General features: G+C 73.4%; 25 protein-coding genes. 13 read left to right on the plus strand and 12 right to left on the minus strand.

Translation table 11 applies throughout. The features are described from left to right. Nucleotides 1-154: 154 nt before the first annotated feature. Complete coding sequence (locus tag OTB19_RS13945; RefSeq protein ID WP_267798466.1) at nt 155-595, plus strand: NUDIX hydrolase; 441 nt, start codon at nt 155-157, stop codon at nt 593-595. Between the two features lie 181 nt (nt 596-776). Here OTB19_RS13945 and OTB19_RS13950 read toward each other — a convergent pair whose 3' ends face one another. Both OTB19_RS13950 and OTB19_RS13955 read right to left on the minus strand, forming a co-directional pair. Continuing rightward, on the minus strand, nt 777-1,667 hold the full coding sequence (locus tag OTB19_RS13950; RefSeq protein ID WP_267798467.1) for a trypsin-like serine peptidase: 891 nt from the start codon (nt 1,665-1,667) through the stop codon (nt 777-779). 226 nt (nt 1,668-1,893) lie between these two features. Continuing rightward, on the minus strand, nt 1,894-3,114 hold the full coding sequence (locus OTB19_RS13955) for an amidohydrolase family protein (protein ID WP_267798468.1): 1,221 nt from the start codon (nt 3,112-3,114) through the stop codon (nt 1,894-1,896). Between the two features lie 143 nt (nt 3,115-3,257). On the opposite strand from OTB19_RS13955, the gene OTB19_RS13960 reads away from it, so the two are divergent. Next, complete coding sequence (locus OTB19_RS13960; protein WP_267798469.1) at nt 3,258-6,377, plus strand: AfsR/SARP family transcriptional regulator; 3,120 nt, start codon at nt 3,258-3,260, stop codon at nt 6,375-6,377. Between the two features lie 173 nt (nt 6,378-6,550). After that, nucleotides 6,551-6,742: a hypothetical protein gene (locus tag OTB19_RS13965; RefSeq protein WP_267798470.1), complete on the plus strand. Its 192-nt coding sequence runs from the start codon at nt 6,551-6,553 to the stop codon at nt 6,740-6,742. Between the two features lie 192 nt (nt 6,743-6,934). On the opposite strand, the gene OTB19_RS13970 is transcribed toward OTB19_RS13965, so the two are convergent. After that, nucleotides 6,935-7,717 carry an IclR family transcriptional regulator gene (locus tag OTB19_RS13970; RefSeq protein WP_267798471.1) on the minus strand — a complete coding sequence of 261 codons (783 nt, stop codon included), beginning with the start codon at nt 7,715-7,717 and terminating at the stop codon, nt 6,935-6,937. A gap of 109 nt (nt 7,718-7,826) precedes the next feature. Between OTB19_RS13970 and OTB19_RS13975 the strand changes: the two genes are divergently transcribed. Beyond that, complete coding sequence (locus tag OTB19_RS13975) at nt 7,827-8,573, plus strand: class I SAM-dependent methyltransferase (RefSeq protein WP_267798472.1); 747 nt, start codon at nt 7,827-7,829, stop codon at nt 8,571-8,573. 72 nt (nt 8,574-8,645) lie between these two features. On the opposite strand, the gene OTB19_RS13980 is transcribed toward OTB19_RS13975, so the two are convergent. Beyond that, nucleotides 8,646-10,478, minus strand: coding sequence for a FadD3 family acyl-CoA ligase (locus OTB19_RS13980; RefSeq protein ID WP_267798473.1), 1,833 nt, complete (start codon nt 10,476-10,478; stop codon nt 8,646-8,648). Nucleotides 10,479-10,571: 93 nt separating this feature from the next. On the opposite strand from OTB19_RS13980, the gene OTB19_RS13985 reads away from it, so the two are divergent. The 3 genes from OTB19_RS13985 to OTB19_RS13995 all read left to right on the plus strand — a co-directional run bounded on the left by OTB19_RS13985 (nt 10,572) and on the right by OTB19_RS13995 (nt 13,035). Then, nucleotides 10,572-11,723 carry a lipid-transfer protein gene (locus tag OTB19_RS13985; RefSeq protein WP_053681191.1) on the plus strand — a complete coding sequence of 384 codons (1,152 nt, stop codon included), beginning with the start codon at nt 10,572-10,574 and terminating at the stop codon, nt 11,721-11,723. 119 nt (nt 11,724-11,842) lie between these two features. After that, on the plus strand, nt 11,843-12,262 hold the full coding sequence (locus OTB19_RS13990; protein WP_267798491.1) for a Zn-ribbon domain-containing OB-fold protein: 420 nt from the start codon (nt 11,843-11,845) through the stop codon (nt 12,260-12,262). Continuing rightward, a complete protein-coding gene (locus OTB19_RS13995; RefSeq protein WP_267798474.1) occupies nt 12,259-13,035 on the plus strand; it encodes an enoyl-CoA hydratase/isomerase family protein in 777 nt (258 codons plus the stop codon). The genes OTB19_RS13990 and OTB19_RS13995 overlap by 4 nt, the downstream gene beginning before the upstream one ends. A 42-nt stretch (nt 13,036-13,077) precedes the next feature. Here the strand turns inward: OTB19_RS13995 and OTB19_RS14000 are convergent, their stop codons facing one another. Continuing rightward, nucleotides 13,078-13,356: a hypothetical protein gene (locus tag OTB19_RS14000; RefSeq protein ID WP_267798475.1), complete on the minus strand. Its 279-nt coding sequence runs from the start codon at nt 13,354-13,356 to the stop codon at nt 13,078-13,080. Nucleotides 13,357-13,988: 632 nt separating this feature from the next. On the opposite strand from OTB19_RS14000, the gene OTB19_RS14005 reads away from it, so the two are divergent. Both OTB19_RS14005 and OTB19_RS14010 read left to right on the plus strand, forming a co-directional pair. Continuing rightward, entirely contained in the window at nt 13,989-14,432 is a 444-nt protein-coding gene (locus OTB19_RS14005; RefSeq protein ID WP_267798476.1) for an SRPBCC domain-containing protein, read from the plus strand. A 140-nt stretch (nt 14,433-14,572) separates the two neighbouring features. Then, complete coding sequence (locus OTB19_RS14010) at nt 14,573-15,199, plus strand: hypothetical protein (protein WP_267798477.1); 627 nt, start codon at nt 14,573-14,575, stop codon at nt 15,197-15,199. A gap of 27 nt (nt 15,200-15,226) precedes the next feature. Here OTB19_RS14010 and OTB19_RS14015 read toward each other — a convergent pair whose 3' ends face one another. Further along, nucleotides 15,227-15,730, minus strand: coding sequence for a MarR family winged helix-turn-helix transcriptional regulator (locus tag OTB19_RS14015; protein WP_267798478.1), 504 nt, complete (start codon nt 15,728-15,730; stop codon nt 15,227-15,229). A gap of 126 nt (nt 15,731-15,856) precedes the next feature. Between OTB19_RS14015 and OTB19_RS14020 the strand changes: the two genes are divergently transcribed. Next, entirely contained in the window at nt 15,857-16,699 is an 843-nt protein-coding gene (locus OTB19_RS14020; protein WP_267798479.1) for an NAD(P)H-binding protein, read from the plus strand. Nucleotides 16,700-16,800: 101 nt separating this feature from the next. Here OTB19_RS14020 and OTB19_RS14025 read toward each other — a convergent pair whose 3' ends face one another. The 3 genes from OTB19_RS14025 to OTB19_RS14035 form a co-directional block, all read right to left on the minus strand. Next, nucleotides 16,801-17,295, minus strand: coding sequence for a peptidylprolyl isomerase (locus OTB19_RS14025; protein ID WP_053681176.1), 495 nt, complete (start codon nt 17,293-17,295; stop codon nt 16,801-16,803). A 56-nt stretch (nt 17,296-17,351) separates the two neighbouring features. Next, nucleotides 17,352-19,784, minus strand: coding sequence for a PQQ-binding-like beta-propeller repeat protein (locus tag OTB19_RS14030; RefSeq protein WP_267798480.1), 2,433 nt, complete (start codon nt 19,782-19,784; stop codon nt 17,352-17,354). Nucleotides 19,785-19,993: 209 nt separating this feature from the next. Next, entirely contained in the window at nt 19,994-20,806 is an 813-nt protein-coding gene (locus OTB19_RS14035) for a VOC family protein (RefSeq protein ID WP_267798481.1), read from the minus strand. Between the two features lie 406 nt (nt 20,807-21,212). On the opposite strand from OTB19_RS14035, the gene OTB19_RS14040 reads away from it, so the two are divergent. After that, nucleotides 21,213-21,860 carry a TetR family transcriptional regulator gene (locus OTB19_RS14040; protein WP_053681170.1) on the plus strand — a complete coding sequence of 216 codons (648 nt, stop codon included), beginning with the start codon at nt 21,213-21,215 and terminating at the stop codon, nt 21,858-21,860. 176 nt (nt 21,861-22,036) lie between these two features. Here the strand turns inward: OTB19_RS14040 and OTB19_RS14045 are convergent, their stop codons facing one another. The 3 genes from OTB19_RS14045 to OTB19_RS14055 all read right to left on the minus strand — a co-directional run bounded on the left by OTB19_RS14045 (nt 22,037) and on the right by OTB19_RS14055 (nt 24,100). Beyond that, a complete protein-coding gene (locus OTB19_RS14045) occupies nt 22,037-22,513 on the minus strand; it encodes a nitroreductase family deazaflavin-dependent oxidoreductase (RefSeq protein WP_267798482.1) in 477 nt (158 codons plus the stop codon). Then, a complete protein-coding gene (locus tag OTB19_RS14050; RefSeq protein ID WP_267798483.1) occupies nt 22,513-23,754 on the minus strand; it encodes an acyl-CoA dehydrogenase family protein in 1,242 nt (413 codons plus the stop codon). Before OTB19_RS14050 ends, OTB19_RS14045 begins: the two co-directional genes overlap by 1 nt. Nucleotides 23,755-23,857: 103 nt before the next feature. Further along, complete coding sequence (locus OTB19_RS14055; protein WP_267798484.1) at nt 23,858-24,100, minus strand: hypothetical protein; 243 nt, start codon at nt 24,098-24,100, stop codon at nt 23,858-23,860. A 135-nt stretch (nt 24,101-24,235) separates the two neighbouring features. On the opposite strand from OTB19_RS14055, the gene OTB19_RS14060 reads away from it, so the two are divergent. Together OTB19_RS14060 and OTB19_RS14065 are read left to right on the plus strand one after the other, a co-directional pair. After that, the gene (locus OTB19_RS14060) at nt 24,236-25,441 is read left to right on the plus strand and encodes a thiolase C-terminal domain-containing protein (protein ID WP_267798485.1); all 1,206 of its coding nucleotides are present in this window, start codon (nt 24,236-24,238) and stop codon (nt 25,439-25,441) included. A gap of 126 nt (nt 25,442-25,567) precedes the next feature. After that, a complete protein-coding gene (locus OTB19_RS14065) occupies nt 25,568-26,242 on the plus strand; it encodes a pyridoxine/pyridoxamine 5'-phosphate oxidase (RefSeq protein WP_267798486.1) in 675 nt (224 codons plus the stop codon). The last annotated feature ends 328 nt before the right edge of the window (nt 26,243-26,570 follow it).

The following is a 26,570-nucleotide window of genomic DNA, read 5'->3' on the forward strand; positions in this document are numbered from 1 at the left end:
GCCCACCGTCGATCCCGATTCCGTCAACGGCCCCGGGAATCAGCCGACTCCCCCGATTTCGCCGGTTTCAATCTTCTCCGTTCCGGGGAATTCGGGAAATGCGCCCGGCTGCACGACAGTTACCCACCGGCCCTCTCGGTCGTACCCTGATCTGATGAGAACTCCACGTCAGGCAGCGCGCATTGTGGTCCTGTCGCCCACGGGATCCGTATTTCTCTTTCGGGAGAACAATGTGGAAGTGGGCATCCACTGGCTTCCCCCGGGCGGGGGAATCGACCCCGGGGAAAGCCCCGAGGAATGTGTGCGGCGCGAGTTGCGCGAGGAGACCGGGTGGACCGATCTCGAACCTCGGCGACTGCTCTGCACCTGGGAGCACGACTTCACCCATCAGGGCATCCCCGTCCGGCAGCACGAGCACATCTACGTCACCACGGGGCCGCTGCGCGATCCCGTCCCGGAGTCGCCCGACGCCCAGTGGCGTTGGCTCTCGCGAGACGCGCTGGCCACGCTCGGGGAGCCGCTGTGGCCGCCGCGGTTGGCGGACCTGCTCGCGGACGTGTCCGCCGAGCCGGTGCATTTCGGCCTGATGGTGTGAGCCGGGGCCGGCCCGGGTCCGGCCCGTCGGGACGCGGCGCGGCGCGCGACGACCGCGCCGACGTGCCGACCGGGCGCGATACGGATCGGCGCGGCGCGGCGTCGTGCGGCACGTCGACGCGGTACGGACCGGTACCGCGCGCACGGCGCCGCACGGATCGGCGCCGCACGGATCGGGTGGCTCAGCGCGGCGGGGCGCTCGCGGGCGTGCTCGCGGGTGCGGCTCCGGTCGCGCGGCGGTAGAGGGTGGCCGCGTACTCCCCCAGGACGGTGCTCGTCGAGACGTCGTCCGTGTCGCCGCCCGTCAGCACGCCGACGATCTTGCCGTCGCGGGCGATCCACGCGCTGCCGCTGGTGCCCCCGGGGAAGTCGGCGCAGTCGAACCGCTGCTCCGAGGCCTTCTCGCGCACCGCCACCGCCGTACAGGTGCGCGGCACGCCGCGGTCGGCCGGGTAACCCGTCACCGTGACCTGCTCGCCCGTGCGGCCCGTGGTGTCCAGGACGGCCGCGCCGGTGACGTCCTCGATGTTGCGGCCGGAGGAGTCGGGGGCGAGGCGGGCGAAGGCGAGGTCGTAGTCGTCGTTCGCGTCGTCGGTCCAGCGCTCGTCCTCGTAGACCTCTTCGAGCCGCCAGGCTCCGAGCGGGGCCGTGGTACCGGCGTACGCGGGTGCGAATATGGGGCCGTTGGCGCCCTGCTTGCCGGGGGCCAGGCAATGCCCGGCGGTGACGATCAGGTTGCGTCCGGGGCTGTGCACGACGGTCGCGGTACAGAAGTGGTCGCCGTCCACACGGCCTTCCGGGTTGCCTTCGAACAGCGCACCGGCGAACTTGACGGGTCCGCCCGGGCCGGGGGTCGTGGCAGTCGCCCGGGGCGCCGGAGACGTGGACAGCTGCGGTTGCTTCGGTGATTGCGATCGCGATGACGGGCTGGGCGACGCCGCCCCGGAGGGGGAGCCCTTCGCCTGTGTGGTCGCCGCCTGGTCCGTGGCCGGCACCACCTTCGTCATCGCGGCGGATGCCCCCAGTGCGGCCACCGCGCACAACACGACGGTCACCACGGTCCGCTTGTCCACCACAGTCGTCCTCCCCCAGTTTGCTCTGGCGAATCATGCCCTGGGGTCACTGCCGCCCGCAAGGCGGGGGTGCGCCAAGGGCGCGCCGGATCACGCCCCTTGTGCCGCGCGCGCCACGGCGATCGACCCCGGACGCGTTCCGTCCGGGGCCGATCGCCGTGCCGGGGGCCGGGCCCCGCCGATCGTCGCGGGCCGCGCGGGCCGGGCGGGGCGTCGGCGGCCGGGGTCACGCGCCCGGCCAGAGGCCTTCCGGGGTGAGGCCCAGCAGGTCGATGGCGTTGCCGCGGACGATGCGGTCGACCACGTCCGGGGCGAGGTGCCCCATCTGGGCCTCTCCGACCTCCCGGGACTTGGGCCAGGTGGAGTCGGAGTGCGGGTAGTCCGTCTCGTAGAGGACGTTGGCGACGCCGATGGAGTCCAGGTTCCTCAGCCCGAAGGCGTCGTCGAAGAAGCAGCCGAAGACGTGCTCGGCGAAGAGTTCCGACGGCGGGCGCAGCACCTTGTCGGCCACCCCGCCCCAGCCGCGGTTCTCCTCCCACACCACGTTGGCGCGCTCCAGGATGTAGGGGATCCAGCCGATCTGCCCCTCGGCGTACATGATCTTCAGGTTGGGGAAGCGTTCGAACTTGCCGCTCATCAGCCAGTCCACCATCGAGAAGCAGCAGTTGGCGAAGGTGATGGTCGAGCCGACGGCCGGCGGGGCGTCGGCTGAGGTGGAGGGCATGCGCGAGGAGGAACCGATGTGCATGGCGATGACCGTGCCGGTCTCGTCGCACGCCTGGAGGAACGGGTCCCAGTCGTCGGTGTGGATGGACGGCAGCCCGAGGTGGGGCGGGATCTCCGAGAAGGCGACGGCCCGCACGCCCCGGGCCGCGTTGCGGCGGACCTCGGCCGCGGCGAGGCGGGCGTCCCAGAGGGGGACGAGGGTGAGCGGGATGAGCCGGCCCGCCGCCTCGGGGCCGCACCACTCCTCCACCATCCAGTCGTTGTAGGCGCGTACGCCGAGCAGTCCGAGTTCCCGGTCCTTGGCCTCGGTGAAGGTCTGCCCGCAAAAGCGGGGGAACGTGGGGAAACACAGGGCCGACTGGACGTGGTTGACGTCCATGTCCGCGAGCCGGTCGGGAACCGAGAAGGACCCCGGGCGCATCTGCTCGTAGGTGATGACTTCCAGTTTGATCTCGTCGCGGTCGTACCCGACCGCGGTGTCGAGGCGGGTGAGCGGGCGGTGCAGGTCTTCGTAGACCCACCAGTCGCCTATCGGACCGTCGTCGCCCTCGGCCCCCATGACGGGGGCGAACTTGCCGCCGAGGAAGGTCATTTCCTTCAGGGGCGCGCGGACGACGCGGGGGCCGACGTCGTGGTACTTGGACGGGAGCCGGTCCCGCCAGACATGAGGGGGCTCCACCGTGTGGTCGTCCACCGAGATGATCTTCGGGAAGGTCTCCATGTGAACTACGGTAGCGCTGATCTGACGAACCGTCAGCCAGTTGTGCGGCACCGGGGAAGCGATCAGTCCGCTGCGGGCTGACGTGTACGTGCAAGACAGGGCAGACTGACCCTTACAACGACGGAAGGCAGGGGGGACGACAGATGGACGGCGTACCGGCCATCCCGCACCAGCGGAACCACCCCGAGGCAGCCCGGACCACCACGGACGACGCCCCGCCCGAAACCTCCTCCCGAACCGTCGCCGGGAGTACCGCCGCGGCCGCCCCCGAGAACACCTCCGCCACCGGGAGCGCCGCCACCGCCCCGCGGGCCGCCGTCGAGGACACCGACCGGCCCCGACCCGCCCCCTGCGGGAACCGCTTCGCCGTCCTCGGCCCCATCCGCGCCTGGCGCGGACCCGAGCTGCTGCCCTCCGGCAGCCCCCAGCAGCGGGCCCTGCTCGCCGCGCTCCTGCTCCGCGACGGCCGCACCGCCACCGCGCCCGAGCTCATCGACGCCATCTGGGGCGAGGACCCCCCGCAGCAGGCCCTCGCCACCATCCGCACGTACGCCTCCCGCCTGCGCAAGGTCCTGGACCCCGGGCTGCTCGTCACCGACGCCGGCGGCTACGCCATCCGCACCCCCGCCGGCGCCCTGGACCTCGGGATCGCCCGCGCCCTGGCCGGCGACGCCGAGAAGGCCCGCGTCGCCGGGGACCGCGCCCTCGCCCGTACGCTCCTGACCCGCGCCCTGGACCTGTGGGACGGGGAACCCCTCGCCGGGGTGCCGGGCCCGCACGCCGACACCGAGCGCACCCGGCTCGCGGAATGGCGCCTCCAACTGCTGGAGACGCGCCTGGACCTCGACCTGGAGGTCGGCCACCATGCCGAGGCCGTCTCCGAGCTGACCGCACTCACCGCCGCCCACCCCCTGCGGGAACGGCTGCGCGAACTGCTGATGCTCGCCCTGTACCGCAGCGGCCGGCAGGCCGAGGCACTCGCCGTGTACGCCGACACCCGCCGGCTCCTGGCGGACGAACTCGGCGTCGACCCCCGACCCGAACTCTCCGCCCTCCAGAACCGGATCCTGTGCGCGGACGCCGAACTGGCCCTCGCCGAGGACCCGGCGCCGACCGCCGCACCCGTTCTCGTGAGGCCGGCCCAATTGCCCGCGACCGTACCCGACTTCACCGGCCGCGCCCCGTTCGTCACCGAGCTCGGCGAGATCCTGTCCGGCGCCGAGGGCCAGGTCATGGCGGTGTCCGCGCTCGCCGGCATCGGCGGCGTCGGCAAGACCACCCTGGCCGTGCACGTCGCGCACGCCGCCCGCCCGCACTTCCCCGACGGCCAGCTGTACGTCGACCTCCAGGGCACCGAACCGCGACCGGCCGAGCCCGTCGCCGTGCTCGGCTCCTTCCTGCGGGCCCTCGGCACCCCCGACACCGCGATCCCCGACTCCCCAGCCGAACGGGCCGCGTTGTACCGGTCCATCCTCGACGGCCGGCGCGTCCTGGTCCTGCTCGACAACGCCCGCGACGCCGCCCAGGTCCGCCCGCTGCTGCCCGGCACCGCGGGCTGCGCCGCGCTCGTCACCAGCCGGGTCCGGATGTCGGGCCTCGCCGGGGCCCACCTCGTCGACCTCGACGTGATGAGCCCGGAGGAGGCGCTCCAGCTCTTCACCCGGATCGTCGGCGCCGAACGGGTCGGCGCCGAACGTCAGGCCGCGCTCGACGTGGTCGGGGCCTGCGGGTTCCTGCCGCTGGCCATCCGCATCGCCGCGTCCCGGCTCGCCGCCCGCCGCACCTGGACCGTGTCGGTCCTCGCCGCCAAGCTCGCCGACGAGCGCCGCCGCCTCGACGAGCTCCAGGCCGGGGACCTCGCCGTGAAGGCCACCTTCGAGCTGGGCTACGGCCAGTTGGAGCCCGCCCAGCAGCGGGCGTTCCGACTCCTCGGGCTCGCCGACGGGCCGGACATCTCGCTCGCCGCGGCGGCGGCCGTGCTCGACCTGCCCGAGCACGACACCGAGGACCTCCTGGAGGCTTTAGTCGACTGCTCCCTCCTGGAATCCGCCGCACCCGGCCGCTACCGCTTCCACGACCTGGTCCGGCTCTACGCGCGGGCCTGCGCGGAGCGCGACGAACAGCCGCCGAGCGGCCGCGACGCCGCCCTCGACCGGCTCCTGGACTTCTACCTGGCCACCGCCGCCGGCGTGTACGCCCTGGAACGGCCGGGCGACCGGCTGCCCGCCCACATGGCCGCCACCCACCACCCGGGCCTGGCCTTCACCGAGCCGCGCGCCGCGCTGGACTGGCTGTTCGCCGAGGCGGACCCGCTGCTGGCGTGCGTCCGACAGGCCTCCGTGCGCACCACCGGGCGCGGCGGCCTGGTCGACGTGCTGCGCCGTTCCGTGGACCTGCTGTGGGCCGCCAAGGACCTCACCGAGTCGGGGGCCAACTCCAAGCAGTACGAGTCGGCCGCCGTCGCCCTGTGCGAGGCCGCGCGCGCCGCCGGGGACCCGCACGCCGAGGGGCGGGCGCGGATCACGCTCACCATCGTGCACCTGGTCGCGGGCCGGTTCGCCGAGGCCGACGACGAGGCCAGCCGGGCCATGGCACTGGCCCGCGAGGCCGAGGACCCGCTGCCGAACTGCTGGGCTCCCAACGACCGCGGCATCATCGCCCTGTACGAGAGCCGGTACGCGGACGGCGAACGGTTCCTGTTGGAGGCCATCGAGAACTTCCGGGCCGACGGGAACCTCGTCGGCGAGGCCAGCGCCCTGTGCAACCTCTCCCGGATCCACGTGATGCTGGGCCGGCTCACCAGCGCCATAGACCTCGCCCAGCAGGGCATCGACATCTACGACCGGATGGGCCTGACCCTGCGGCTGGCCAACGGCCGGTACGCGCTGGGCATCGCGCTCACCCGGGCGGGCCGGCTGGGCGAGGCCCTGGCGCAGCTCGCGGAGGCGTTGACGCTCTTCCACGACAACCGGCAGCCGCTGTGGGAGGGCGTGACCCACTTCCGGCTCGCCGAAGCCCATCTCGCGGCACGCCGGCCCACGTTGGCGGCCTCGCACGCGGAGCAGGCCATCGCCCTGCGCGGGATCGGCGGCGAATGGCGGCGGGCCACGGTGCTGACGGTGCTCGGCAAGGCGCTGGTGCGGTTGGGGCAGACGGACCGGGCGCGGGTGTGCTGGCGGGACGCCGAAACGGTCTTCGAGCGGCTCGGTTCCTCGGAACTGGCCGAAGTCCGCTCCCTGCTCGCCTCACAGGTAGCGGCCTGACCAGCGTCTTCGCCGGATGAACGGGACGTTCATCGTTCGTTTATCGCCGCACGCCATGATGGGTACATCGACTCGACGCGTCGGGGGGACTCGCGGGTCGACTGGAGGACTACCCGTTCGGCGGTCCACGGGGGAATCGCCGAACGGGCCCGACTCATCCATCAGGAGATCCGATGACGACGAACGAGGACGCCCTTCCGAAGGAAGGCGACATCAAGCCGCTCGACAACCACGCGTCGGGCATCGAGATCAAACCGCTGGACAACCATGCCTCGGGCGGTACGCCGCTGCTCGGGCAGGAAGACAAGGCCGCGGACGAGGAGATCGTGACGCTGGACAACCACGCGTCCGGTCCGCGTCCGTAGCGGAGGCGAGCACGACACGTACGGGGGAACGTACGGGGGAGACGTACGGGGGACCCGCGGGGAACGACTCGGGGGAACGTACGGGGGACGGCGGCCGCGGTGGCCCGGGGGGACCACCGCGGCCGCCGCACGTGCGCGTCCGGAAGCCTTCGGCCACACGCGCGGGCCACGCGTCGGGTGCGGGGCGCGCGCTCAGCCCCGCCGGAGCAGTCCTTCCACGCTCCGCGCGGCCTGGAGCAGGGGCGGGGCGAAGCGTTCCAGTTCCTCCCGGGTGCTCGTCCGGCCGGCCGCGGTCAGGCTGACTCCGCCCACCGGGGTCCCGTCCCGGTCGAAGACGGGCGCGCCCAGGCAGCGGACCGAGGGCTCGTTCTCCTCGTCGTCGATCGCGTAGCCGCGTTCGCGGACCCGGGCCAGGTCCGCGGCGAGCCGCTCCCGGTCGGTCAGCGTGCGCGCGGTGAGCGGCGGCAGCCCGCCGGCGCGCACCACGGCGTCGACCTCCTCCGGCGGCAGGTGCGCGAGCACGGCCTTGCCCAGGGCGGTCGAGTGCATCGCGAATCGCGAGCCGACGCGTGAGGAGGTCCGGAAGGACTGCGCGCTGTCGATCTTCCTGACGCAGGTCAGCCCGTCCCCTCCGCGCAGGGCCAGGTGGACGGTCTGCCCGGTCCCCCGGCGCAGGAACTCCAGCAGCTCGACGATGCCCTCGGACGCCTCGGCGCCGATGTCGGCGGCCATCGTGCGCAGCCGCAGCCCGATGCCGTAGGTGCCCTCGCCGTCGGTGACGGCGTAGCCCTGCTCGACCAGGGAGGTCAGGATCCGGCACGCGGTGGACTTGGGGAGGCCGGAGCCGGCGGCCAGGTCCACGAGTCGGCGCGGTCCGCCGGGGGCGCTCAGCGCCTCCATGACGCGCAGCGTCTTCTCCAGGGCGCTGCCGGTCGCCGTGCTCCGGCCCGGCGCCCCGTCCCGCACGACACTCACCACGAAAACCTCAAGGTTGGGCAAAATGGACTTTCCCTACTGTACGACAGCTCATGCCCGCTTTCGGGACATCCGAACGGCCGATGGCGCCGGTCATTAGGCTGAGGGCGTGTTCACCTCACAGGGACCAAGCCTCCGCGAACTGGCCGTACAGGCCCTCTCGTCCGTCGAGCGCGGATACGACCTGCTCGCGCCCAAGTTCGACGGCACGCCCTTCCGCACCCCCGACCGGATCCTCGACTCCGTCGAGGAGACCCTCGCCCTGCACGAGGGGTCCTTCGACGCCGGGCTGGACGTCTGCTGCGGCACCGGCGCGGGGCTGCCCATGCTGCGCCGGCTGTGCCGGGGCCGGGTGACGGGCGTCGACCTGAGCGCGGGCATGCTCGCGGAGGCGGCACGGAGCCTCCCCGAGGGGGCCGACCTCCTCCGGGCCGACGCGCGGGCCCTCCCCGGCGCGCTCCGGGACACGTACGACCTCGCGGTCAGTTTCGGGGCCTTCGGTCACTTCCTGCCGGCCGAGCGGCCCGCCCTCTTCGCCGCGGTGCACGACGCGCTGCGCCCCGGCGGGGTGTTCGCCTTCCCCATCGGGGCCCCGCTGCCGCCGAGTTCCCCGCTGTGGTGGGCGACGGCCGGCTTCGACGCGGCGATGCGGGTGCGCAACGCCGTGTGGCGGCCGCCGTTCGTCATGTACTACCGCACCTTCCCCTGGGGCCCGGTCCGCGCGGACCTGCGCGCAGCGGGCTTCACCGTGGAGACGACCCCGCTGGAACCCTTCGGACGCCGCCCCGACGGCACCCCCCACTGGCGCCTCGCCCTGGCCCGACGCCCGGCCGCCCGCCCGGCACCCGCGGCCTGACCGGCCCGCGCGGGGCGCCGGACCCCGTGGGACCCCGGACCCCGCGCGGGGCGCCGGCCAGGCGCCTCAGGCTCAGCGGGCGCGGAGTTCCGTCTTGAGGACCTTCCCGCTCGCGTTGCGCGGCAGGTCCGCGACGAACTCCACCTCCCTCGGCACCTTGTAGTTGGCCATCTCCCGCCGGGACCAGGCGATCAGGTCGTCGGAGGTGAGGGTGGAGCCGGGACGGCGGACCGCGTACGCCTTGCCCACCTCGCCGAGCCGCGGGTCCGGGACGCCGACCACCGCGACGTCGGCGATGTCCGGGTGCAGGCCGAGGAGTTGCTCGATCTCGGCGGGGTAGGCGTTGAAGCCGCCGACGATGAACATGTCCTTGATCCGGTCGGTGATGCGCAGGTTCCCCGCCCGGTCGAGCACCCCCACGTCACCGGTGCGCAGCCAGCCCTCGGGGGTGATGGAGCGGCCCGTCTCCGCCGGGTCCTCGAAGTACCCCCGCATGACGTGGTGACCGCGGACCCACACCTCGCCGGCGGTCCCGACCGGTCGGGGCGCCCCGTCGGGACCGGCGACGCGCACCTCCGTGTCGGGGATGGCCCGGCCGGAGGTGGCGGCGATGACCTCGGCCGGGTCGCCCCGCCGGCACATGGTGACGATGCCGCCGGCCTCGGAGAGCCCGTACGCGGTGAGGACGACCCCGATGCGCAGTTCTCCCCGCAGCCGTTCGACGAGCCGCAGCGGGACCACGGCGGCGCCCGTGACGACCAGGCGCAGGGCGGACAGGTCGTGGTGGTCGCGCTGGGGGTGGTCGAGGAGGGACTGGTGGAGGGTGGGCGGGCCGGGGAGCACCGAGATCCGTTCGGCGGCGACGTTGGCCAGGACGGTGTCGACGTTGAAGACGGGCTGGGGCACCATCGTGGCCCCGCGCATCAGGCAGGCGATGATCCCGGCCTTGTAGCCGAAGGTGTGGAAGAAGGGGTTCACGATCAGATAGCGGTCGCCCTCGCGCAGCCCGGCGAGCTCGCTCCACACCTCGTAGCAGCGCAGCGTCTGGGCGTGGGTGATGACGGCGCCCTTGGGGCTGCCGGTGGTGCCCGAGGTGAAGATGATGTCGGAGGGGGCGTCGGGCGCGATGGCGTCGGCGCGTTCGCGGACGACGGAGGCGGGGACGCCGTCGCCGCCCGCCAGGAAGTCCTTCCAGGTGCGGAAGGACTCGGGGGCGTCGTCGGCGAGGACGACCACCTGTTCCAGGTGCGGCAGCCCGGGCAGCGGGCCCGTACCGGTGCCTTCGCAGGTGGCACGACGCAGGGAGGCCACGTAGGAGGTGCCGAGGAAGGTGCCGGTGACGAAGAGGAGGCGGGCGCGGCTGCGTTGGAGGACGTACGCGGCCTCGGCGCCCTTGAAGCGGGTGTTGAGGGGGACGAGCACGGCGCCGGCCGAGACGGCGCCGAGCGCGGAGACGATCCAGTCGAGGGTGTTGGGCGCCCAGACGGCGACCCGGTCGCCCGGTTCGACGCCGGCGGCGATGCAGGCCGCCGCGGCACGCTCGACCCGCTCTCCGAGCTGGGCGTAGCTGACGCGGACGCGGCCGTCGACGACGGCTTCGTGGTCGGCGTGCCGGGCGGCGGCGGCACGCACCAGGCGGGGGATGCTGCCCCAGCGCAGGTCGCCGCGGGGGTCTCCGTCCCCGTCGGGCACGGTCCCGGCACGGCCGTCGGGCAGGGTCCCGGCACGACCGTCGGGCGTGGTCGCGGTGACCGGGGCCGCGTGGGCGGTTCCGTACGAGCCGTCGTTCGCGTCGCCTCGCGCGTCGCCTCGCCCGGTGGTTCGCGCGTCGCCTCGCCCGGTGGTTCGCGCGTCGCCTCGCGGGGTGCCTCGCGTGGTGCCCTCGTCGCGCCGGTGTTCGCCCATCGTGCGCCCTCCCCGATGCCCAGTAGCTGACTATCCGTCAGATTAGCTGTAGCCTTCGCGGCTGTCAGTACTGGTGCAGCCCCGGAGGTGGCGATGGCGGCAACGCTCAAGGACGCTACGGCAATAGTCGGCATCGGCCAGACCCCCTTTGCCAAACGACTGCCGGGCTCCGAGAAGGAACTGGCCTGCCGGGCCATCCTCGCGGCGCTCGCGGACGCGGGCATCGACCCCGGCGAGGTGGACGCGTTCGCCTCTTACACGATGGAGGAGACCGACGAGGTGGAGGTGGCCAAGGCCATCGGCGCCGGCGACGTCACCTTCTTCTCCAAGGTCGGCTACGGCGGCGGCGGTTCCTGCGCCACCGTCGGCCACCTCGCCGCCGCCGTGGCCACCGGCCAGGCCTCCGTCGGCGTCGCCTGGCGCTCGCGCAAACGCGGCTCCGGCCCGCGCCCGTGGAAGAACACCGCCGTGCAACTGCCCACGCCCGGACAGTGGACCCGCCCCTTCGGGCTGCTGCGCCCGGCCGACGAGATAGCCATGCTGGCCCGGCGCTACATGCACGAGTACGGGGCCACCCGCGACCACCTCTTCAACGTGGCGATGGCCTGCCGCAACCGGGCCAACGAGAACCCGGCCGCGATGATGTACGAGCGCCCGCTGACCCGCGAGATGTACATGACCTCCCGCATGATCAGCGACCCGCTCTGCCTCTTCGACAACTGCCTGGAGACCGACGGGGCGCTCGCCTGCGTGATCGTCTCCGCCGAACGGGCCCGCGATTGCCGCCAGAGACCCGTCTACGTGCACTCCGTCGCCCAGGGCCTGCCCGCCCAGCACCACGGGATGGTCAACTACTGGAACGACGACCCCCTCTCGGGTCCCGCCTGGACGGCCGCCCGACACCTGTGGAAGCAGGCCGACTTCGGCCCCGAGGACGTGCACGTCGCTCAGATCTACGACGCCTTCACCCCGCTGATCCCGCTCTCCCTGGAGGGCTACGGCTTCTGCGGGCGCGGCGAGGGCGCCGCGTTCACCGAGGGCGGTGCGCTGGAGATGGGCGGCCGGCTCCCGATCAACACCGGGGGCGGCGGGCTGAGCGAGGCCTACGTCCACGGTTTCAACCTGATCAACGAGGGCGTCAAGCAACTGCGCGGCGTCTCCACCGCCCAGGTGCCGGACGCCGCGACCTGCCTGGTGACGGCGGGCGAGGGTGTCCCGACGTCCGCGATCCTGCTGAGGAGCTGATCCCCGTGACCGCCGCCGTGACCCCCTCCGCGACGCCCCCGGCCGCGTCGACCCCGTCCGCGACGCCCGCCTCCGCCCCGGCTCCGGACGCGGCCGTTCCCGGTACCGACGCGCTCCTCCTGCCCGTCCCGGACGAGGACGGCGCCCCCTTCTGGGAGTACGCCGCCCGGGGCGAACTGCGCGTCCAGGCCTGCTCCGACTGCGGCCGGCTCCGCTTCCCGCCGCGCCCGTGCTGCCCGCACTGCCGGTCCTTCGCCTCCGAGTGGCGGCTGACGAACGGACGGGGCCGCATCTGGTCCTACGTCCGGCCGCACCCGCCCCTGCTGCCCGCCTACGCCGCGCAGGCCCCGTACAACGTGATCCTCGTCGAGCTCGCCGACGCCCCGCACATCCGGCTGGCCGGCAACCTCGTGACCTCGGCCGACGCCCCCCTGGACTCGGTGGACCCCGCCCGGCTGCGGATCGGGGCGCGCGTCCAGGTCGTGTTCACCGAGACCGGCGGGATCGCCGTGCCGCGCTGGATCCTGGAGAAGTCGTGACGGTGCGGGTCGAGCGGGACAAGGCGACCGGGGTCGCGGTCGTCACCCTGGACCGGGAACACCGGCACAACGCCGTCGACCTGGCCACGGCTGCCGAACTGGCCTCCACATGGCGGGAGTTCCGCTTCGACGAGGGCGTGCGGGCGGTGGTGCTCACGGGCGCGGGCGGTGCGGCCTTCTGCACCGGCGTCGACCGGTCCGTGGAGGTGCCGCAGCCGGCGTCCCCGTACGCGATGGACGATCCTCTGATCGCCATCGGCCCGAAGGCGGCCGACCTGTGGAAACCGGTGGTCGCCGCCGTCAACGGCATGGCGTGCGGCGGGGCGTTCTACCTGCTGGGCGAGTCGGAGTTCATCGTCTCCTCCTCGACGGCGACGTACTTCGACCCGCACACCAGCTACGGGATGGTCAGCGCCTACGAGGCCGTGTACATGGCGCAGCGCATGCCCTTCGGCGAGGTCGCCCGGATGTCGCTGATGGGCACGGCCGAACGGCTCTCCGCGCGGCGGGCGTACGAGATCGGCCTCGTCTCGGAAGTGACCGCCCCCGAGGAACTGCTGCCGGCGGCGCTGCGGTCGGCCGAAATCCTGGCCGGCCACCCGACGGAGGCCGTACAGGGCACCGTGCGCGCTCTCTGGTCGGCGAAACGGGCCGCGCTGCACCAGGCCCTGGACCAGGCGCCGGCGCTGATCACCCTGGGGAACCTGCCTCCGGAGCGCCAGGCGGCCCTGTTCACCAACCGGCGATCGGCGCCGGAACCGCGGGTGCGCTGACCGCGCGGCGGCGGGGCGGTGGCCGGGTGCGGTGGCCGGGGCTCAGCGAGCGGACCTCGACTTCGGTTTGGTCGTGGACTTGGGCTTGCTCGTGGACTTGGGCCTCGACACGCCGCCGGAGCCGGAGGTCGGGGTCGACGACGGGCCGGCCGTCGAGGACGAGACCGTCTCGACCCGCCCGACCACGCACCGCAGGACATCGGCGGCACGGTCCGGGAACGTCATCGGCACGTCCGCGGCGCGGCTCTCGCCGGCCTTCAGCCGCACCTCGGCGGAGCCGGAATCGACCCGCCCGTTCGCGCCCTCGAAGACCACGGACACCGAGAAGGTGCGCTCGACGCCCGACTCGGAGGTGACCTTGAGCGTGGCCCGGGGGCGGCCCGGAGCGGCGCAGGTGACGACTTCGGCGCGGGCGCCGGCCCGAGCTGGGGGTCGGGGTGGGCGAGGACGTCGAGTTCCCGCTGCTCCCGCTGCTGCTCCCGCTCCCGCTGCTGCCGCTTCCGCTGTTGCCGCTGTAGGACTTCTTCTTGGAGCCGCTCTTGGAGCTGGAGCAGCCTCCCCCGCTGCTCTTGCTCCCGCTCTTGCCGCTCGACCCGCCGTGCGAGGAGAAACCGGTGAGCGCGAGCACCACCCCCACGAGGACGGCGATGAACCTGACACGACGTCCAGCCACCATGGCCTGACCCCTCCCCTGGGCAACGGCGCGTCACGCTACCAGCCGTGCGGGCCGGTGGCCGGGGCCGGGACGCCGGGGCGGGCGGACGTATCGGCATTCGTCCACCCATGACCGGAACAAATGATTCCGCTCTCTCCGCCGCCGGCGAAGATCCCCGGACCGCCGGCCACGATGGACGGAATCCGTGGTTCCATCCCGACCACCGAACCCGGTGGCGGAACCGCACACCCCCGCGTCCCTTCGGTGCACACCGACCACCACGAGGAGCACCGCACCAGTGCGCACCATCTCCACCACCATCACCATCGACGCGACACCGGAAGAGGTCTGGGCGACGCTGTCCGACCTGCCCCGCCACTGCACGTGGAACCCGTACATCCGCGAGGCGTACGGCGAACCGGTCCCGGGCCAGCGGCTGACCCTGCGGACGTACCCGGAGGCCGGCGACCCGGTCACCCTGCGACCGAGGGTCGTGGCGGCCCGGCCCGGCGCCGAACTGCGCTGGGTCCGCCGGACCCTCGTCCCCGGCCTCCTCGACACCGAGCACGTCTTCCACCTGGCCGAGGGGCCGGCGCGCACCACCCGGCTGGAGCACGGCGAACGCGTCCGCGGGCTGCCCGCCCCCTTCCTCGGCCGGTTCCTGGCGAGGAACGCCCGGGACTTCGCGGCGATGAACGAGGCCCTGCGCGTCCGCGTCGAATCCATGCGCACCACCCCCTGATCCGCCCGCACCCGCCGGGCGCCCCGCCGGCGCCCGCCCCGACCCCGCCCGCCCCGTCCGGCGTGCGGGGTCGGGGGCACAGGGCGTAGCGTCGGGATCACGACCGCTCGATCAGGACCGCCACCTCGGAGGGCCGGGCATTGATCCGCAACGTACTCGGCTCCCTGCTGGGCCTGATCGGGGCGACGGTGGCCGTGTGGAGCCCCTTCCGCGTCTGGTACGAGGGCCGCCACGGGCGGGACTACCGCCTCGCGGACCTCTTCTCGTCCGCCGGGGTGACCGACGCCAAGGGCGCGCTGCTCGCCTCGTTCGTGATGCCCTTCGTGCTCGCCGCGCTGCTCACCCTCACGGCGATCCTGCTGCGCTCACGGCTGCTGATGGCGCTCGCGGGGGTGATCGTCCTCGGCTTCGCGGTGCTGTGGACGGTGCGCCAGGGGCAGGCCGCGGGCAGCCTCTCGGTCGGCGGTGACGGCGGGGGCCTCGGCGACGGGGTCGCCAACGCCTTCGGGGGCGGCGCGCTGCTCATCCTCGCGGCGTTCGTGATGCGCGGGCGTCCCACGCGCCGCCGGCCGCGGGACCTCCCCGCCACGGACGGCCCGTACGCCACGGACGCCCCGTACCCGCCGAACACCTCGTACCCGCCGAGCGATCCGTACCCGCCGAGCGGGTCGTACCCCCCGGACACCTCGTACCCGCCGGCCTCGGGCCCGGCCGACCCGGCGACCGAGCCGTGGCACCGGCCGCCCCCGAACCGCGAGCAGCCGTAGTCCGTCGGTTCTGCACGGCGCGTCGGTTCAGCGCGGCGCGTCGGCGGTCGGGCCGCGTCGGTGCAGGTCGCCGAGGGAGTCGACGTACTTGAGCATGAGACGGGCGAAGTCCAGGCGTTCGTCCTCCGGCCAGTCGGCGGTGATGTACTCGAAGGCCGAGCGCTGATGGCGGCGGAAGCGTTCCATGAGTTCGTGCCCGGCCGGGCTGAGGTGGAGCACGCTGCGGCGGCCGTCCTGCTGGGAGGCGCCGCGGACCAGGTAGCCCGCCTTGATGTTGTCGGTGACCATCCGACTCGCGACCGAGGGGTCCACCGCGAGGAGTTCGGCGACCCCTCCGACGGTGATCTCCCGCTCGGGGTCCCGGGTGGCCTCCATGACGTGGTTGAGCACCAGCGTGCGGCTGAGGTCCTTCGCCGAGATGGGGTTCTCGACCTCCAGCAGTGAGGTGCGGCGCAGCTTGGAGAAGGCCGGGCCCACGGCGTCCAGCAGCTCTTCGGCTGTCTTCGGCTCGTTCGGCTCGTTCGTCGTCATGTGGCGCATCGTACATTCATGACTGCGACCATATGTGTGTTGACGTGAAATTACGTGCATGCAAGCATGCATATGTACGTCACCACGTACGTCACCATGGTCTACCACTGTGAAAGGAGACCCCGTATGACCATCCTCGTCACCGGAGCCCGCGGCAGGATCGGGCGGGCGGTCGTCGACCGCCTCCACGCGGCCGGCACCGCCGTCCGCGCCGCCAGCGCCACACCCGCCGAACTGGCCGTCCCGGCCGGCGTCGACACCGTCGAGCTGGCCCTGAACCGCCCCGAGACCTTCGCCGCCGCACTCGCCGGGATCCGCCGGGTGTTCCTCTACCCCGAGCCCGCCGGCATCCACGAGCTGGTCGAGGCCGCCGGGTCCGCCGGGGTGGAGCACGTCGTCCTGCTGTCCTCCGCCTCGGTCCTCGCGCCGGGCGCCGACACGGATCCGCTCGCCTCGCACAGCCTTCGGGTCGAACGCGCCCTGGCCGACGCCCCGTTCACCGTGACGCTGCTGCGCCCGGACGCCTTAGCCGGCAACGCGCTGGGCTGGGCGCACCCCATCGGGCGTCGGCAGCCGGTCCGGCTCGCCCACCCCGACGCCGCCCTCGCCCCCATCCACCCCGACGACATCGCCGACATCGCGGTCCGCGCCCTGACCGGCGACGACCTCGCCGGCCGCGCGATCACCCTGACCGGCCCCCGGTCGCTGACGTTCCGCGAGCAGCTCGCCGTCCTCTCCGACGTCCTCGGCCGGGACATCCCCGTGGAGGAGATCAGCCGCGCCGAGGCCGAGCGGGAGATGGGCCGGTACATGCCGGCCCCCGTGGTCGGCTCCCTGCTCGACCTGTGGGCCGCCGCCACCGTGACCCCGGTCGCCCTCGCCGACACCACGGAGACCCTGTTCGGCACCCCGGCCCGCACCTTCGCCCGGTGGGCCCGCGAGAACGCCGCCGCCTTCGCCGGCCACTGACCGCCGCGCCGGGCGGCGCGGCGAAAGGGGCCGGACATGGCGGCGGCCCCGGTCCCCCCGAAGGGGGCGGGGCCGTCCGGCGCGAACGCGGGTGGGTCAGATCACTTCTCGACGACGCCCGAGGCAGCGATCTCGATCTTGGCGCGGGTGGCGCCGGACTGGGAACCGAGGGACTCGATCTTCTGGACCAGGTCCGAACCCTCGACGACCTCGCCGAAGACGACGTGCTTGCCGTCGAGCCACGGGGTGACGACGGTGGTGATGAAGAACTGCGAGCCGTTGGTGTTGCGGCCGGCGTTCGCCATCGACAGCAGGAACGGGCGGTCGTGCTTCAGGTCGAAGTTCTCGTCGGCGAACTTCTCGCCGTAGATGCTCTTGCCGCCGGTGCCGTTCTGGTTGGTGAAGTCGCCACCCTGCAGCATGAACTGGGGGATGACGCGGTGGAACGGCGAACCCGCGTAGCCGAAGCCGTGCTGGCCGGTGGCCAGCTCGCGGAAGTTCTGCGCCGTCTTCGGAACGACCTCGTCGAAGAGGTTGAAGACGATGCGGCCGGCGGCCTCGCCGTTGATGTTGATGTCGAAGTAAACGTTGCTCATGGGGTCCATCCTGTCACTCCCGGTGCGGTACGCGAATCGGCGGGGCCGCGGCGCCGTCACGTGCCGGTACGGGTACCCGTGCCCTTCGCCGCGTCCAGGGCGTACACGCAGCGGTCCTTGCTGCACGCGTAGACCACCCCCGCCTCCGCCACCGGGGCCCCGGTGATCTCGCCGCCGGTCGCCAGCTTCCAGCGGAGCTGACCGCCCGCCGCGTCGAGGGTGTAGAGGCAGTGGTCCGCCGAGCCGAAGTGCACCCGGCCGTCCGCGACCGCCGGCAGACCGGTGATCTCGCCGCCCGCCGCGAACCGCCACTTCGGGGTGCCGGTGACCGCGTCGAGCGTGTACAGGGCGCTGCCCGCGCCCAGGTGGACGTTGCCGTTGGCCACGACCACCGGGTCCGCCGACTGCCGGGGCTCGGTGGCGATGCGCCAGCGGTCCTTGCCGGTGACCGCGTCGAGGGCGTAGACGGTGCCCAGGTAGTCGACGAGGTAGACCCCGCCGCCGGTCACGGCCGCGCCCGGCGCGAACGCCGGGGCCGCCAGGAACACCGCCGGGGCCTCGAAGTGCCAGCGGACCCGACCCGAGGCCCGGTCCACGGACAGCACACGGGTGCCGGCGACGACGTACACGTTGCCGTCGGGGGCCGGCGTGACGCGCACGGGGACGTTGCCGCACGCGGCGGCGTCTCCGACGGGATACGACCAGGCCTCCAGGCCGCTGCGCGCGTCCAGGGCCCGCAGTCGGGCGTCCTGCCACACGTAGACGGTGCCCTCGTGCAGGACGGGGGCCGCCTCGGGGGTCTCGAAGTCGGACTGGGCGCCGGCGAGCTCCCACAGCTTCTGGCCGTTGGAGGCCTCCCAGCCCTGCACGCCGCCACCGCGGGTCGCGGTGATGACGGTGCCCCGGTCGGCGCGCAGCGCGTACACCCAGGCATCGGTGGCCAGCCGCCACCGCTCGGAGCCGTCGGAGGAGTCGAGCGCGTACAGGGAGGGGCCGTCGGAGGCGTGGATACGCCCGTCGGAGACGGCCATCGACCAGGCGACGTCGCGGGTCTTGAACTGCCGGCGACCGCTGCCGACGTCCAGGGCGTGCACCTCGAAGGAGGTGACGTACAGCAGGTCGCCCGCGACGGTCGGGGTGCCCCAGACCTCGTTGGACATGCGGAAGCGCCACGGGCGCCAGCGGCCGCTGTCCGGGGACGGGCCGGGACCGGGGACGGCGGGCGCGCCGGTCACGGCCGGTACGGCCTCCACCGCCGAGGCCGTACCGCCGCCGGGCGGCCGGATCCAACCGGTCGCCGTGTCGGCCACCATCGCGGAGGACGCGGCGGCCGTGGCGCGCGGCCCGGGACCGATCGGCACCGGCGAGGCGCCGAGCCGGACGGGATCACCGGAGGGCACCAGGCCCGGCTGCGGCGGGTGGTGCGGGCGCGGCGGGGCGGCCTGGCCGGTCCGCGGGTCCGCCCAGGGGTCCGCGCCGCGCTGGCGGCGGTGCGTGGAGGGGCCGGAGACCGGTCCGTGGCCGTCCCCGGCGGCGGGCCGGCCCGGCGCCGGCCGACCGGGTGCGGAGCGCCCGGACGGGACGGCCGCCGTACGCAGACCCGCGCGGCGGGCCTCGATCATCGCGACGGCGCGCCCCGGCAGCCACGCCGAGGCGGTACCGCTGTCGTCGTCGCCGTCGAAGAGGTGCGGGGCCAGTTGCGCCTGGAGGTCGGCGGGACTGGGGCGCCGGCCGGCCTCCATCTGCATGCAGGACTCGATCAGGGGCCGCAGCTCGTCGGGGAGCCCTTCGAGGTTGGGGCCCTCGCGCAGCAGCATGAACACCGTCTCGACGGGGTTCGCGCCGTGGTAGGGCGGATGACCGGTCGCGGCGAAGACCAGCGTGGAGCCGAGCGAGAACACGTCGCTGGCGCCCTTGACGCTGCGGGAGTCCTTGGCCTGCTCGGGCGACATGTAGGCGGGGGTGCCCACGGCGACGTTCGTCATGGTCAGGCGGGTGTTGGAGACCCCGCTGGCGATGCCGAAGTCGATCACGCGCGGGCCGTCCTCGACGACGAGCACGTTCGACGGCTTCAGGTCGCGGTGGACCAGTCCGGCGCCGTGGATGGACTGCAGGGCCTCGGCGATGCCGGCCGCGAGCCACCGCACGGCCTGGGCGGGCATGGGCCCGCACTCGTTGACGATCTCCTCCAGCGAGGGCGCCGGAACGTACGCGGTGGCCAGCCAGGGCACCGCCGCACGCGGGTCGGCGTCGACGACGGCGGCGGTGTAGAAACCGGAGACGGCGCGCGCCGCCTCCACCTCGCGGGTGAAGCGCACCCGGAACAACTGGTCCTCGGCGAGTTCGGTCCGCACCGTCTTGATCGCGACCCGCCGTCCGGACGCCGACCGCGCGAGATAGACCAGCCCCATGCCGCCGGCGCCGAGCCGTCCCAGCACCTCGAAGGGGCCGATCCGTCTCGGGTCGTGCTGCGTCAGCTGCTCCACCACTCGCCTCCACACCTCCCCGTACGGGCCCACGCCGGACCCGCTTCCACCAGCACGCACAGCGGCACGGCGGTCGGTTCCGCGCAGGGCAACCCGTGCGCGTCCCACGTGCGGGGGTTCGCCCCACCGCACCCGTGCAGCGTCTCACCCCGGCGAAGCCGGACGTCGCGCAAGCCCGATTCTGTCAGGCCCGCGCATGGTCCGGCCCCGGGTCAGGCGTGGCTTTCGGGAGCGGCTTTGGTACGGGGCTCCGAGAGCAGGCCGAAGACGGCCCCCTGATTGTCCGCGACGACGGCGATCCGCCCGTACGGCGTGTCGAAGGGATCGGCGGTGACACGGCCGCCGAGGCGCTGCACCGTGGCGACGGTCTGGTCGCAGTCCGGGACGGCGAAGTAGACGAGGAAGTGCGCGGGCATGATCTCCGGGAAGGCGTCGGTGATCAGACTGCGCCCCAGCACGGCGGTGTCGGATCCGGGCCGGTTGCCGGGCGGGGACCAGACCCGGTACTCGATGCCGGTCTCGGGGTCGTCCTGGTCCTCGGGCACGTAGCCGAAGACCTTGTCGTAGAAGACGTCCACGGCGTCGCGGGCCCGGGTGTAGACCTCCGACCAGCAGTAGGTGTAGGGCTGTTGCTGCGATTCGAAGCCGTGGTGGGTGCCGGGCTGCCACAGCCCGAAGACGGCCCCGCCGGGGTCGGCCGCCATGGCGGCGGTGCCGTACGGGCCCACGGGCTGGGGGTCCATCACCATCTGGCCGCCGGCGGCCCGGATGCGGGCGGCGCAGGCGTAGGCGTCGGAGGTGTACAGGTAGACGCCCCAGACGGTGGGCATGCGGCCGTCCGGCTTGGGGGCGAGGGCCGCCACGTTGTGGCCCCGGGCGTAGGCCTGCGTGTAGTGGCCGTACTGGGCGCCCGCGCTGTCGCCGAAGGACCATCCGAAGAGCTCACCGTAGAAGCGCTTGCCCGCCTCGACGTCCGGAAGCGAGGCGTCCACCCAGCAGGGGGAGCCTTCCGCGAATGCGGCCATCAGCCCGGTTCCTTCCGTTGTGCGGGGGTGTGTACCCTCCGTACCTCCCAGCCATGATGTGTCCGAAAACTTGTCCACAGCCTGTTGATAAGACTATTCGGGGGATACGTCACGATACGCACGGGGTCCCGGTCGACGCCCCCGCGGCGGTCTCGGGCGGGTCGCGGGCGGGACCGGGGCGGGTCGCGAGCGCGGGCGGGGCACGGGCGGGGCATGGGAGCGGCGCCGGTGGTGCGTGCCGGCCGGAAACCGCCGGCGCGAACCTTCGGCCGCAGGGCACGGATCCCGCCCCGCGGGCCCGGTCGAGGAGCCGGCCGACAGCCGCTCCCGTGCAGGCCGGCGGCCCCGTAACCCCATTTGCAGGCGGCCGAATAGCGCCCCGATCACCCCTCGGTAAGCTGACGGCATGACAGGACAAGTACGCACCGTCGACGGGCGTGTCGCCGGCCGGCGCGGCCAGGCGACGCGGCAGAAGCTGCTCGACTGCCTCAGCGAGATGCTCAGCTCCTCGCCGTACCGCGACGTCAAGGTGATCGACGTCGCCCGCAAGGCCGGGACCTCCCCCGCGACCTTCTACCAGTACTTCCCGGACGTCGAGGGCGCCGTCCTGGAGATCGCCGAACAAATGGCCACGGAGGGCGCGCAGTTGACGGCGCTCGTCGAAGGTCGCAACTGGGTCGGCAAGGCCGGCTGGGCGGCGGCCGAGGAACTCGTCGAGGGATTCCTGGAGTTCTGGCGACGCAACGACGCGATCCTCCGGGTCGTCGACCTCGGCGCGGCCGAGGGCGACAAGCGGTTCTACAAGATCCGCATGAAGATCCTCAACTCCGTCACCAACTCCCTCACGGAGTCGATGAAGGAACTCCAGGCCAAGGGCAAGGTCGACAAGGACCTCAGCCCGGCGGCGATGGCCGGTTCGCTGGTCGCGATGCTGGCCGCGGTCGCCTCGCACCAGAAGGGCTTCCAGACCTGGGGCGTCAAGCAGGCCGAGCTCAAGCCGAACCTGGCGCTGCTCGTCCACCTCGGCATCACCGGCAAGAAGCCGACCAAGTAGCGGCGGACCCCGGGCCCCCGCCAGGGGTCCTGGTCCGCCGCCCGGGCCCGCTCCCGCAGCCCCCACCACCCCGCCGGCTCACGCCGGCGCCCGCTCCCGACCCCGTCGGTCCCCCACCGGCTTCCCGCCGGCCTCCACCGGCTCTCCGCCGGGCTTCACCCGGATCTCCGCCGCGATCAGCGACGCTCCAGGCGGAACAGCCGGATCTCGCGCTCGATGCGCGCCTGGTACGTCGCGTACGGCGGCCAGAACCTCAGCGCCGCCTGCCACGCCGCCGCGCGTTCCTCGCCCTGCAACAGCCGGGCCCGTACGGCGATGTCCCGACCGCGCCAACTCACTTCCGCGTCCGGGTACTTGATCAGGTTCCCGGTCCAGGCAGGGTGCCCGGGGCGGCCGAAGTTGGAGCCGATCAGCAGCCAGCTCGCACCGTCGCCCTCCGGCATGCAGGCGAGCGGCGTGGTGCGCGGCAGGCCGGACCTGGCTCCCTTGGCGGTGAGGATCACACCGGGCAGCATCTGCGCGCTCAGGATGACCTTGCCGCGGGTCAGCCTGTGCACGGCCTTGTCCAGGGCCGGGATGACGTGTGGTGCGATCTTGGCGAACAGCATGGTCGAGGAGACCTTCTGCATCAGCCTGACGCCGACGGAAGCCATCAGACGGCCATCCTCTCCGTGCTCGTGGACTCGGTCGCGGTCGTGGAGGGGACCGCGGTCGCGGACGCGGACCCGGTCGCGGACGGGCCGAACAGGCCCGCCCGCCGGGCGGCGTGCGCCCGCAGCCGGTGCACCGGGCCGAAGAGCAGCTCGTCGGCCGCGGCCCGCTTGAAGTAGAGGTGCGCGTCGTGCTCCCAGGTGAAGCCGATGCCGCCGTGCAGTTGGATCGCCTCGCCCGAGGTGATCCGCAGCGCCTCCAGCGCCTGCGCGAGGGCGAGGCCGCCCTGCTCGGGGTCCCAGGCGGCGTAGTAGGCGGCGGAGCGGGCCGCCTGCACCTGGACGTAGAGGTCCGCGAGGCGGTGTTTGACCGCCTGGAAGGACCCGATGGCGCGACCGAACTGCTCGCGCCGCCGTACGTGGTCCACCGTGCGGGCCAGCGCCTGTTCCGCCGCGCCCACCGCCTCTGCGGCCAGCACGCCGGCGGCGGCGCGCCCGGTGACGGCGAGGGCCGCCGGTACGTCCCCCCGCCCGTCCCCGAGCAACTCGGCGGGCACGTCGCGCAGTTGGATCCGCCCCTGAGGCCTGGTCTCGTCCAGGGTGGACTGCCGGGCGCGTACGAGTCCGGGCGCGTCCTCCCGTACGAGGAACAGCAGGGTCCGGCTGCGGGCGAAGCCGCCGGTGTGCGCGGCGACCAGGAGCAGCCCGGCGCTGTGGCCGTCCAGCACCTGGGAGACCTCCCCGTAGAGCCGCCGGCCGCCCTCCCCCGACGTGGCCTGCACCCCACCGGCGCGACCGCCGCCGGCCCACTCCCCCGGCACGTTGTCGCCGGTCAGCGCGAGGGCCGTGGCCAGGGCGGTCCCGGGTACGGCGAGCGCGGCGGTCAGCCCGCCGGCGGCGATCGGGGGCAGCAGCGCGGCGCGCTGGGCCTGCGTCCCGAGGGCGGCGATCAGGGGCGCGGCGAGTACGGCGGTGGCGAGCAGCGGCGAGGGCAGCAGGGCCCGGCCGGTCTCCTCGCAGGCGAGGGCGAGGTCGGCCGGGGCGCATCCGACGCCGCCGTACTCCTCGGCGATGGCGATGCCCGGCAGGCCGAGTTGCCGGGCGAGCTGTCGCCACAGTTCGTGGTCGTGTCCGGCGGCGGTGCGGACGGCGGCCCTGACCTCATCCGGGCCGCAGCGTTTGCCCAGGATTTCGCGCAGGGTGCGGCGCATCTCGTGCTGCTCCGCGGTGAAGGCGGCATCCATCGTCGGGCTCCTCCCCGTATCTGACGAGCCGTCATGTTAGGGCGGTGGGAGCCAGATGCACAGGGGGCGGGCGAGGAGGGTTCGACGACCCGCGACGGGCCGGTCAGCGGCGACCCCGCCTGCCGAGGAGTCCCGCGACCGCGAGGAGCACGCAGCCGAGGCCGGCCATGACGGCGTTGCCGAGGATCTCGCGGCCGTCGGGGACGAGCAACCGCAGGAAGCCCAGGAAGCGGATGAAGCCGAACCACTCGTGCAGCAGGGCGCTGACGCCACCGACGAGGAGGACACCACCGAGGAAGGTCACCACCCCCTTGAGCGGGTGGTCGGCGGAGGGTGAGGAGGCCATGGGGGCACCGTAGGAGCCGGGGCGCGGCGCCCGCATCGAACTTCCGGCGCGCACGCTCGCGACGAAAGAGAACAACCACCCGCACCACGTCTCGCGCACTAGCGTCTGACGCAGCGTCAGATATACCGTCGCCCCATGCCTGGACTGTCTGGACCGCCCCGAACCCCCACCGCCACCGCGCCGCGCCGCCGGGTCGCGGTCGCCGGCGTCGCCCTCTCGGACTGCGGCCGGATGGACGGCCCCACCCCCTACGCCCTGCACGCGCAGGCCGCCCGCCGGGCCCTCGCCGACTCCGGACTCGACCGATCCGTCATCGACGGCTTCGCCTCCGCCGGCCTCGGCACCCTGGCCCCGATCGAGGTGGCCGAGTACCTGGGACTGCGCCCCACCTGGGTCGACTCCACCTCCGTCGGCGGCTCGACCTGGGAGGTGATGGCCGCCCACGCGGCCGACGCCATCGCCGCCGGCCACGCCCGGGCCGTCCTGCTGGTCTACGGATCCACCGCCCGCGCCGACATCAAGGCCCGCAGGCGCACCGCGAACCTCTCCTTCGGCGCACGCGGACCCCTCCAGTTCGAGGTCCCGTACGGCCACACACTGGTCGCCAAGTACGCGATGGCCGCCCGCCGCCACATGCACGAGTACGGCACGACCCTGGAACAGCTCGCGTCGGTGGCCGTACAGGCCCGGGCGAACGCCGCCACCAACCCGGACGCCATGTTCCGCACCCCGCTCACCGTGGACGAGGTCCTCTCCTCCGACATGATCGCGGACCCGTTCACCAAACTGCACTGCTGCATCCGCTCCGACGGCGGCTGCGCGGTGCTGCTGGTCGCCGAGGACCTCGTACCGGACACCGCGAAGGACCCGGTCTGGATCCTGGGCACCGGCGCCTCGGTCTCCCACACCACCATGTCGGAATGGGAGGACTTCACCGTCTCCCCGGCCGCCGTCTCCGGCCGCCAGGCCTTCGAACGCGCCGGGCTCACCCCGGCGGACGTCGATCTCGCCGAGATCTACGACGCCTTCACCTACATGACCCTCGTGACCCTGGAGGACCTCGGCTTCTGCGCGAAGGGCGAAGGCGGCGCGTTCGTCGAGAAGGGCCGACTGCTGCGCGACGGGGAACTCCCCGTCAACACCGACGGCGGCGGGCTGTCGGCCTGCCACCCCGGCATGCGCGGCCTCTTCCTGCTGGTCGAGGCCGTACGCCAACTCCGCGGCGAGGCCGGCGCCGGCCAGGTCACCAAGGCGGGCGGCCGACTCCCCGAGGTGGCCCTGGCCTCGGGCACGGGCGGCTGGTTCTGCTCCTCGGGAACGGTCATCCTGGGCCGGGGCTGAGACCCGGGCCGTCTCTTGAGGATCGTGCCGGGGCCGCGGCCCTCACCGACGACCTGGTGCTGTGGCCGGAAAGGTTCACCGTGTGATGACAATCCACCCGTTGATGCGATGGTGTTCGATGGCGCCATGACCAGTGAGAAGAGCGACGCCGACTTCCACGCCACCCTCCACTCCCTGCGCGTGTGGGACACCCGGCTGCCCACCTTCGACCCGGACACGGCACCGACCGACCCGCTCCCCCTCTTCCGTGAGTGGCTCGTGGACGCCGCCAAGGCCGGGCAGCTCGAACCGCACACGATGACCCTGGCCACGGTCGACGCCGAAGGGCGCCCCGACGTGCGCACGTTGATGCTGCACGACGCCGACGAGCGGGGCTGGCACTTCGCCTCGCACGCCACCAGCGTGAAGGGCCGACAGCTCGCGGCCCGACCGGACGCCGCCCTCGGCTTCTACTGGCCCGCGGTGGGCCGGCAGATCCGCCTCCGCGGCCGGGTCACGGCGTGCGGACCCGAGGAAAGCCGCGCGGACCTCGCGGTCAGGTCCCGCGGCGCGCTCGCCGCCGCGCTGACGGGACACCAGAGCGAGGTCCTGCCCTCCCTCGCGGACCTGGCCGAAGCCTCGGCGGCGGCGTGGGCGCGCGCGGGCGCCGAGCCGGACGCGGTGGCGCCGACGTGGACGCGGTACGTGCTCGACGCGACGGAGGCCGAGTTCTTCCAGGGCGACGCGGCCCGCCGCCACACCCGCCTCCACTACCGCCGCACCCCCACCACCCCCTGGACCCGAACCCTCCTCTGGCCCTGACGGGACGGGCCCGTCCCCCACCGAGCCCAACGGGACTCCGCCGCGCGCCTCAAACGCCGGCGAGGCTGGATTGCCGACCCGAACCGGAAGGGTGGCCCGGACCCGCGCCTCAAACGCCGGCGAGGCTGGGGTTGCGGGACCGGCCGGCGAGGCTGGATTGGCCGGACCCGGACCGGGAGGGTGGCCCGGACCCGCGCCTCCAACGCCGGCGGGGCTGGATTAGCCGGACCGGCCGGTGAGGCTGGATTGACGGGGGTCGGACGGTTGGTCGGGGGCGGGGACGGGGTGGGGTGTTGGCCGGGACGTAGAAGTGGGATGTGTGGCGCGT

The organism is Streptomyces sp. H27-H5, assembly GCF_026627505.1.
Taxonomy (GTDB): Bacteria; Actinomycetota; Actinomycetes; order Streptomycetales; family Streptomycetaceae; genus Streptomyces.

What these genes read in the sequence shown, in the direction of transcription:
- OTB19_RS13945 (WP_267798466.1), top strand. Translation starts at nt 155, where the DNA reads ATGAGAACTCCACGTCAGGCAGCGCGCATTGTGGTCCTGTCGCCCACG.
- OTB19_RS13955 (WP_267798468.1), bottom strand. Translation starts at nt 3,114, where the DNA reads ATGGAGACCTTCCCGAAGATCATCTCGGTGGACGACCACACGGTGGAG.
- OTB19_RS13960 (WP_267798469.1), top strand. Translation starts at nt 3,258, where the DNA reads ATGGACGGCGTACCGGCCATCCCGCACCAGCGGAACCACCCCGAGGCA.
- OTB19_RS13965 (WP_267798470.1), top strand. Translation starts at nt 6,551, where the DNA reads ATGACGACGAACGAGGACGCCCTTCCGAAGGAAGGCGACATCAAGCCG.
- OTB19_RS13980 (WP_267798473.1), bottom strand. Translation starts at nt 10,478, where the DNA reads ATGGGCGAACACCGGCGCGACGAGGGCACCACGCGAGGCACCCCGCGA.
- OTB19_RS13985 (WP_053681191.1), top strand. Translation starts at nt 10,572, where the DNA reads ATGGCGGCAACGCTCAAGGACGCTACGGCAATAGTCGGCATCGGCCAG.
- OTB19_RS14015 (WP_267798478.1), bottom strand. Translation starts at nt 15,730, where the DNA reads ATGACGACGAACGAGCCGAACGAGCCGAAGACAGCCGAAGAGCTGCTG.
- OTB19_RS14020 (WP_267798479.1), top strand. Translation starts at nt 15,857, where the DNA reads ATGACCATCCTCGTCACCGGAGCCCGCGGCAGGATCGGGCGGGCGGTC.
- OTB19_RS14025 (WP_053681176.1), bottom strand. Translation starts at nt 17,295, where the DNA reads ATGAGCAACGTTTACTTCGACATCAACATCAACGGCGAGGCCGCCGGC.
- OTB19_RS14035 (WP_267798481.1), bottom strand. Translation starts at nt 20,806, where the DNA reads ATGGCCGCATTCGCGGAAGGCTCCCCCTGCTGGGTGGACGCCTCGCTT.
- OTB19_RS14040 (WP_053681170.1), top strand. Translation starts at nt 21,213, where the DNA reads ATGACAGGACAAGTACGCACCGTCGACGGGCGTGTCGCCGGCCGGCGC.
- OTB19_RS14045 (WP_267798482.1), bottom strand. Translation starts at nt 22,513, where the DNA reads ATGGCTTCCGTCGGCGTCAGGCTGATGCAGAAGGTCTCCTCGACCATG.
- OTB19_RS14050 (WP_267798483.1), bottom strand. Translation starts at nt 23,754, where the DNA reads ATGGATGCCGCCTTCACCGCGGAGCAGCACGAGATGCGCCGCACCCTG.
- OTB19_RS14055 (WP_267798484.1), bottom strand. Translation starts at nt 24,100, where the DNA reads ATGGCCTCCTCACCCTCCGCCGACCACCCGCTCAAGGGGGTGGTGACC.
- OTB19_RS14060 (WP_267798485.1), top strand. Translation starts at nt 24,236, where the DNA reads ATGCCTGGACTGTCTGGACCGCCCCGAACCCCCACCGCCACCGCGCCG.
- OTB19_RS14065 (WP_267798486.1), top strand. Translation starts at nt 25,568, where the DNA reads ATGACCAGTGAGAAGAGCGACGCCGACTTCCACGCCACCCTCCACTCC.